The following is a 6,000-nucleotide window of genomic DNA, read 5'->3' on the forward strand; positions in this document are numbered from 1 at the left end:
AACAGACTGGCTGGACTGAAGTCCTTTGAAGTGTAATCATTAAAAAATCGGGAATGAAGAAGTTCCCGATTTTTTTGGCCTTTTTTTATTTTTCCTGACGGTAACACTGATAGCGGAATGAATACTGATCCGCATGATAATAGGTTTCCGTATATTCAAACGGGGTGTTGTCCGTCAGATAGGAAATATGCGTGCTCAGGACTACGTCCCGCTTTTCAGCCATTTCCAGAGCTTTTTGAATTTCCCTGCTTGGCATGACGACGCTGATTGTCGTATCATTATAAGCCAGCTGTAAATTTAATTTTTCTTCCAGATACTGATAAAGTGATTTTTCCAGATAGGTAATATCCAGATAGGGCACTTTAAGAACAGAAATGTAATTGTAGCTGACGGCCATCGGCTTGCCATCTCCTAAGCGCAATCGAATAAAATAATGGATAAAATCATTCTCTTTCAGACCAAGCTTCTCCATGATCTCGGGAACCTCTTTAGCGCAGATCACGGAATAATGAAGCAATTTTGCTTCCGTTTTAATACCGACACGCCGATGTTCTTCAGAAAAGGAAAGCATCTCCGGAATTTTCCGCTCGATCCGCGGTCCTCGTACAAAACTCCCCTTGCCTGGAATTCGTTCAATGTATTCCTGATCGGAAAGGTGAGTCAGCGCTTTATTCACGGTCATGCGGCTGACGTTAAACTGGGCGCACAGCTCGTTTTCAGAAGGAAGCTTATCTCCACGATGCACTTTTCCGTGTTTAATCTGTTTTATGATATAATCTTCGATCTTCTGATATTGAAGCTGTTTTTTCGCCATGGTGTCCCTCAACTCTCTATTTGAAATTATTTTACCATAAATATCCAGCAAATCATCATTCTTCCGCACAATTACGAAGCGACGAATTTGCTTCCTGCTTTTTTATGGAAAAGCGGATCTGCGGCGAGGAAGGGATTGATGCCCAGCCGGTAGGGAATTCGTGATGAAATAATCTGCAGCGGCAGGATATACTCCAGAACATGAAAGTCCGGATCGTCAATCATTGGCAGCAGACAGTCTTTTTCCGTTGTCATCGACGAGTGCTGGTCAGGACCGATGATAAATTGATGGGAAGTCGTTTCCCGGATCACAGAATGGATTTGGACCAGTCTGTCTTTTTCATAAGGATCCGGACTGGCCAGATAGATCAGGCGGGTCTCTTTCTGAACGGAATTATAAATCCCATGACAGAACTCTTCCAGTTCATAGCCGACAATCCCGAAGCGGAGAGTTTCCAACATTTTCAGCGCGCCTTCTAAAACATTGGCATAGTTATTTCCATAACCTAAAACCAGGATTCGCCGGCCTTCAATCAATTCTTCCTGAATTGCATCTACCCAGGCGGTCGCTGCCGGGATAATTGCGTCATAATTTACAATCACAGTTTTCAGCCGTGTGAGCAGATCATTGACTTCCGCGTGGCTGATCCGGTTCAAGCACAACGCACCTTCAATTCCAAGCAGCCATAAAATTAAAACAGTAGCGGTATATCCCTTGGTTTTGGCGATGCTCAGCTCCGCGCCGCATTCCATAAGCAGATGCACATCGGAAAGCTGGAAGATCAGACTTTTGGGATTTTCGCTTAAACCGGCGGTCATGCATTGATGTGTCTTCGCTTTTTCCAGGGCGTCGGCGGTAGAGTAGCTGTTTCCACCCTGGGAAATTCCCAGAACCAGCGTATTTTTTGAATAGATCTTCTGCTGGGTTGTAAATAGAGAAGGCAATTCTGCCCGAACCCGGATCTGAAGCAGATTTTCCATAACCCGCCGGGCTGCCAGCGCCGCGTGATAAGAAGTTCCTGATCCGCACAGAACAAGCTCATCCACGTTTTTTTCATGAAGCATTGTGCAGAATGGACGGGTGATCGTTTTTCGTTTCTGGAGAATATTCAATAACACGTCTTTTTCTTCCAGAATATAATCGTACATCGTAATCTCGGTCATCGTATTTCCTCCTGCTTCAACATGGGAATACCGGAAACAAATGTCTGAAGAATCTGATAATCCTCGTCATAAACCGTAAGATCCGCCTGATAACCGGTTTTGATCAGACCTAAATGATCGTCCAGCTTTAACATCCGCGCCGGATTGATCGTCGCCGCGTTGATGGCGCAGGCTTCGCTGAGCTTTCCCAGAGTTTGAAGATTGCGGACCGACTGAATCATCGTGATGCAGGAACCGGCCAGCCGGCCGTCTGAAAGCCGACCGACGCCGTCTTCTCCGATTGTGACCTTGCGGTCGACGGACTCATAATAGCCCGGTTTTAATCCTTTATAACGAGAGGAATCAGTAATGACAACCAGACGGTCACTGCCTTTGCATCGGCCAATGATATTGATAACGGAGGGATGGACGTGAATGCCGTCGGCGATGACCTCAGAGTACAAAGCATCGCAGGATAATGCGGCTCCCGGCAATCCCGGTTTGCGATGATGCAGCGGATTCATACTGTTGAAGCAATGGACGACAGACGAGGCGCCCTCCTCGACGGCCTGCATCATTTCCTCATAGCTGACGCCGGAGAAGCCAACCGCAACTTCCAGACCAAGCTCTGCGCAATGTTTTAATACCTGATGCCCTTCATCTTTTTCCACAGCGAGGCCCACGCGGAGAATGTGGCCGCCGGAGGCTTCCATGAAACGGTCAAATTGTGCAATCTCCGGTTTTTGGATCAAGTATTTATCATAGGCGCCGGGATATTCGTGAGAGGTATAGGGACCCTGCAGGAAAATACCCGGGATGTGAGCGCCGTCTTCATTTTTTTCCTCAATGACGGTGCGGATGGCCTGAAGCGCCTGAATAATTCGAGGTTCTGAACGGGTTACTGTACCTGGCAGAAAAGAAGTAACCCCTTCCTGCGGCAAATATCGCTGCCAGACCCGAAGGGTTTCCGGGTCTCCGTCAGAAGCGTCGCCGCCCGCGTAACCGTGGGTATGCACATCAATTAAACCGGGGATAATCCGGGCATTCTCATAGAATTGAGAATTTTCCAGGATGCCATTGTGAATTTCTGTGATTTTTCCATCTTCCAGTTTTAAGGTGGCAGGAATAAATTGCTCGTCAATCCAGACGCGCTGACTGCTGATAAAGGTCATGAACGATTCTCCTTTCTGCTGAGGCGAAGAGCTCAGCACTTGACTGCTTATCTGATAAACAAATTATATACCACTGCATTTTAAAATGGAATAAAAATATATACAAGTTTATAAAAATGTATTGCATAACTGCAAATTTTATTTATAATGAAATCATAACAAACCTGATGAAGTAAGGAAAAGTAATCATTTTTTAATGAATAATACTTCATCGAGAAAACAGGACGTTAATAAATAGAAAGGAGGATCGGGGCTGTTCAGTATTACGACAAGAAGCAATCCATCATAATGAAAGGGGCAGACTTATGACAATCTTCCAGATTTTGTTACTTACTCTGTGGGCAGGCTTATCGCAGGTTGATCAGATGACGTTCAATCTGCTGCCCAGCGGTATTATCCCGACGGCAATTTTTACCGGACTTGTGGTTGGAAAACCAGAATTGGGGCTGCTTGTCGGCGGCACGCTGCAATCCTATGCCTTGGGCTTGGGGATGTTCGGCGGTGCTTCCATACCGAATTACCCGGTTACGGCGATTATCGTTGTTGCTTTATCAGCTTCGGCGGCGGATGTGCCGGCAACGATCGCTTTGATCGGCATTCCAGTCGCGACGCTGACGGTTCAAATTGACGTTTTCGGACGTTTCTTAAACACATTCTTTCAACACCGCGCGGATAAATACGCAGCGCTGGGAAATTCCCGGCAAGTCGCATACAGTAATTATTTGGGTGTTTTAAGCTGGTCTTTATCGCGAATGATTCCGGTCTTTGTCGCCTTGTGCTTAGGTCCAACTTTCGTCGATATGTTAAATGCGATCATGCCGCCATGGCTCAGCTCCGGGCTGTCGATCGCCGCGGGTATGTTCCCGGCTGTCGGATTCGCAATCTTATTGAAATACCTGCCGATTCGCTCTAATCTTCATTTCCTGATCCTGGGCTTTGCGTTAACGGCGTGGGCGGGAATGCCGACGCTGGCCGTAGCGACGTTTGGCGCAGCGGCCGCGATCGCTGTTTATTATCAGACGGGAAAGACCGATAAATCCAATGCAGGGGGTGAAGTCGATGAGTAAGCAGTTCACAAAAAAAGAAATCCGCAGGTTATCCTATCGCTGGTCATGGAATCGTTCATTAGCCTGGAACTATGAAAAAATGATGACAGCCGGCTATATGACGACGATGCTTCCGGTTATTGACAAGCTATATCAGGATGATCCGGAAGGCCGGAAGAAAGCCTTTGAAACGCACAGTGTGTTCTTCAACTGCGAACCTAATCTGACCAATATCATTCTGGGAATGGATATCGCAATCGAAGAAGAAATGGGCGCGGAAGGGCTGGAAACTGTCGCGGGGATTAAAGCCAGCTTAATGGGGCCGTTTGCGGGGATCGGAGATACGTTGTTTACCAGCGTCTTAGCGACAATCTTCGGTTCAATCGCGGTTACGACCGCTCTGGACGGCAGCTATTTTGGAATTGTATTGTGGGAGATCTGGTTATTCTTCGTGATGTTCGGGTTACGGCCTTATCTGATGCAGCTGGGTTATACGCAAGGCATTAAGCTGGTCACAACGCTCAGTGGAAAATTGAATCAGATTACGCAGGCTGCCAGCGTTTTGGGAATTATGGTAGTCGGCTCGATGGTCGCTTCCTTAGTAAAAGTCAAATTTGGTACCTTGACGATCATGGGGACGGAATTTGATCTGCAAACTAAATTATTCGATGCGATCATGCCGAAGTTCGGCGCAGTGCTGGTTGTCGCTTTGTGCTATTGGATTTTAGGCAAGATCGGGATGAAATCTTCACGGCTGATCCTGATGATTATGGCGCTTGCCATTCTCTGTTCCTTCCTTGGCATTTTGGTGCCTTAAAATGAAAATTATCGTCAACGCTGATGACATGGGGTATACCTGCGGCGTAACAGAAGGAATTATCGAAGGATATGAAAAAGGAATCGTTACTTCAACCACCGTCATGTGCAATATGCCGAATGCTGCGCAGGCAGCTCAACGATTACGATCAGTTCCGGGTCTTGGAACCGGCGTTCATTTAACGCTGACCTGCGGCCGTCCGCTGACGAGAGCGAAAACGTTGACGGATCAGCATGGTGATTTCCTGAAAAACACGCAGTTTTATAAAGTTTATGTCGATCCCGCTGAGGTGGAAGCCGAATTTCGGGCCCAGATTGAGAAGTTTATGGAGTTATTTGGCCGTCAGCCGACGCATCTGGATTGCCATCAGGGCTGCTATGACGGACAGACATTGACAATGGCCCGTGTCGGAGGCATCGGCGAGGAACACAATACCGAGGAAATTCTGGCCGTGACGCTGGATCTGGCTAAAGAATATCACCTTCCGCTGCGGCGTCATTGCGAATACCTGTGGCTGAGCTCTTACCATGGCGAACAGGCAACGCCTGAGCATTTCATTAAAATGCTGGACGAGCACGCCGATGCCGAAAAACTGGAGTTTATGGTTCATCCTGGATGGTGCGATTTAGAACTTTATCAGAAAAGCTCGTATAGTTTGGAGCGAGTTCAGGAACTGGCCGGACTTTGCGATCTCAGACTGAAAGAAGCGCTGCAGGTGCGAAATATTGAATTAGTTCATTTTTGATATTTATAAGCAGGCGTTTGTGCTTAACACACAACGCCTTTTTTTGGCTTAATTTGTAAAGTTTCAGACTAAAACAAGGCGGGAAGAGTTTTGATTTTCATGAATATTGGAGTGGAAATTCAGACGGCAAAAACAGGGAAATCAGATTGATAAAAGGACGCATTTGAGTTATAATGAAATTGTAAAATTAACTCAAAAAAGTATTTTTAATTTTTTTAATTATTTTAGGAGGCTTTTTCCGATTTTCCGCAATATTAATGATAG

Annotated in this window: 6 protein-coding genes; 3 read left to right on the plus strand and 3 right to left on the minus strand. The window is 46.4% G+C overall.

Annotated features, from left to right (window positions below; translation table 11 throughout):
* Positions 1-85 precede the first annotated feature (85 nt).
* From AC5OW4_RS05760 to nagA, 3 genes are all read right to left on the minus strand, one after another.
* Positions 86-814: a GntR family transcriptional regulator gene (locus AC5OW4_RS05760; RefSeq protein WP_072685257.1), complete on the minus strand. Its 729-nt coding sequence runs from the start codon at positions 812-814 to the stop codon at positions 86-88.
* Between the two features lie 71 nt (positions 815-885).
* Positions 886-1,977 (minus strand): SIS domain-containing protein, encoded by a 1,092-nt coding sequence (locus AC5OW4_RS05765; RefSeq protein ID WP_072685258.1) that lies wholly within the window; start codon positions 1,975-1,977, stop codon positions 886-888.
* Positions 1,974-3,128: an N-acetylglucosamine-6-phosphate deacetylase gene (gene nagA / locus AC5OW4_RS05770; RefSeq protein ID WP_072685259.1), complete on the minus strand. Its 1,155-nt coding sequence runs from the start codon at positions 3,126-3,128 to the stop codon at positions 1,974-1,976. The genes AC5OW4_RS05765 and nagA overlap by 4 nt, the downstream gene beginning before the upstream one ends.
* 305 nt (positions 3,129-3,433) lie before the next feature.
* On the opposite strand from nagA, the gene AC5OW4_RS05775 reads away from it, so the two are divergent.
* The 3 genes from AC5OW4_RS05775 to AC5OW4_RS05785 are packed head-to-tail and all read left to right on the plus strand — an operon-like array spanning position 3,434 to position 5,736.
* Complete coding sequence (locus AC5OW4_RS05775; protein WP_072685260.1) at positions 3,434-4,195, plus strand: PTS mannose/fructose/sorbose/N-acetylgalactosamine transporter subunit IIC; 762 nt, start codon at positions 3,434-3,436, stop codon at positions 4,193-4,195.
* Positions 4,188-4,991, plus strand: a complete 804-nt coding sequence (locus AC5OW4_RS05780; RefSeq protein ID WP_072685261.1) for a PTS system mannose/fructose/sorbose family transporter subunit IID — start codon at positions 4,188-4,190, stop codon at positions 4,989-4,991. Before AC5OW4_RS05775 ends, AC5OW4_RS05780 begins: the two co-directional genes overlap by 8 nt.
* A 1-nt stretch (position 4,992) precedes the next feature.
* Complete coding sequence (locus AC5OW4_RS05785; protein WP_072685262.1) at positions 4,993-5,736, plus strand: carbohydrate deacetylase; 744 nt, start codon at positions 4,993-4,995, stop codon at positions 5,734-5,736.
* Positions 5,737-6,000: the final 264 nt, after the last annotated feature.

The sequence above is a fragment of the Holdemania sp. genome (assembly GCF_986127675.1).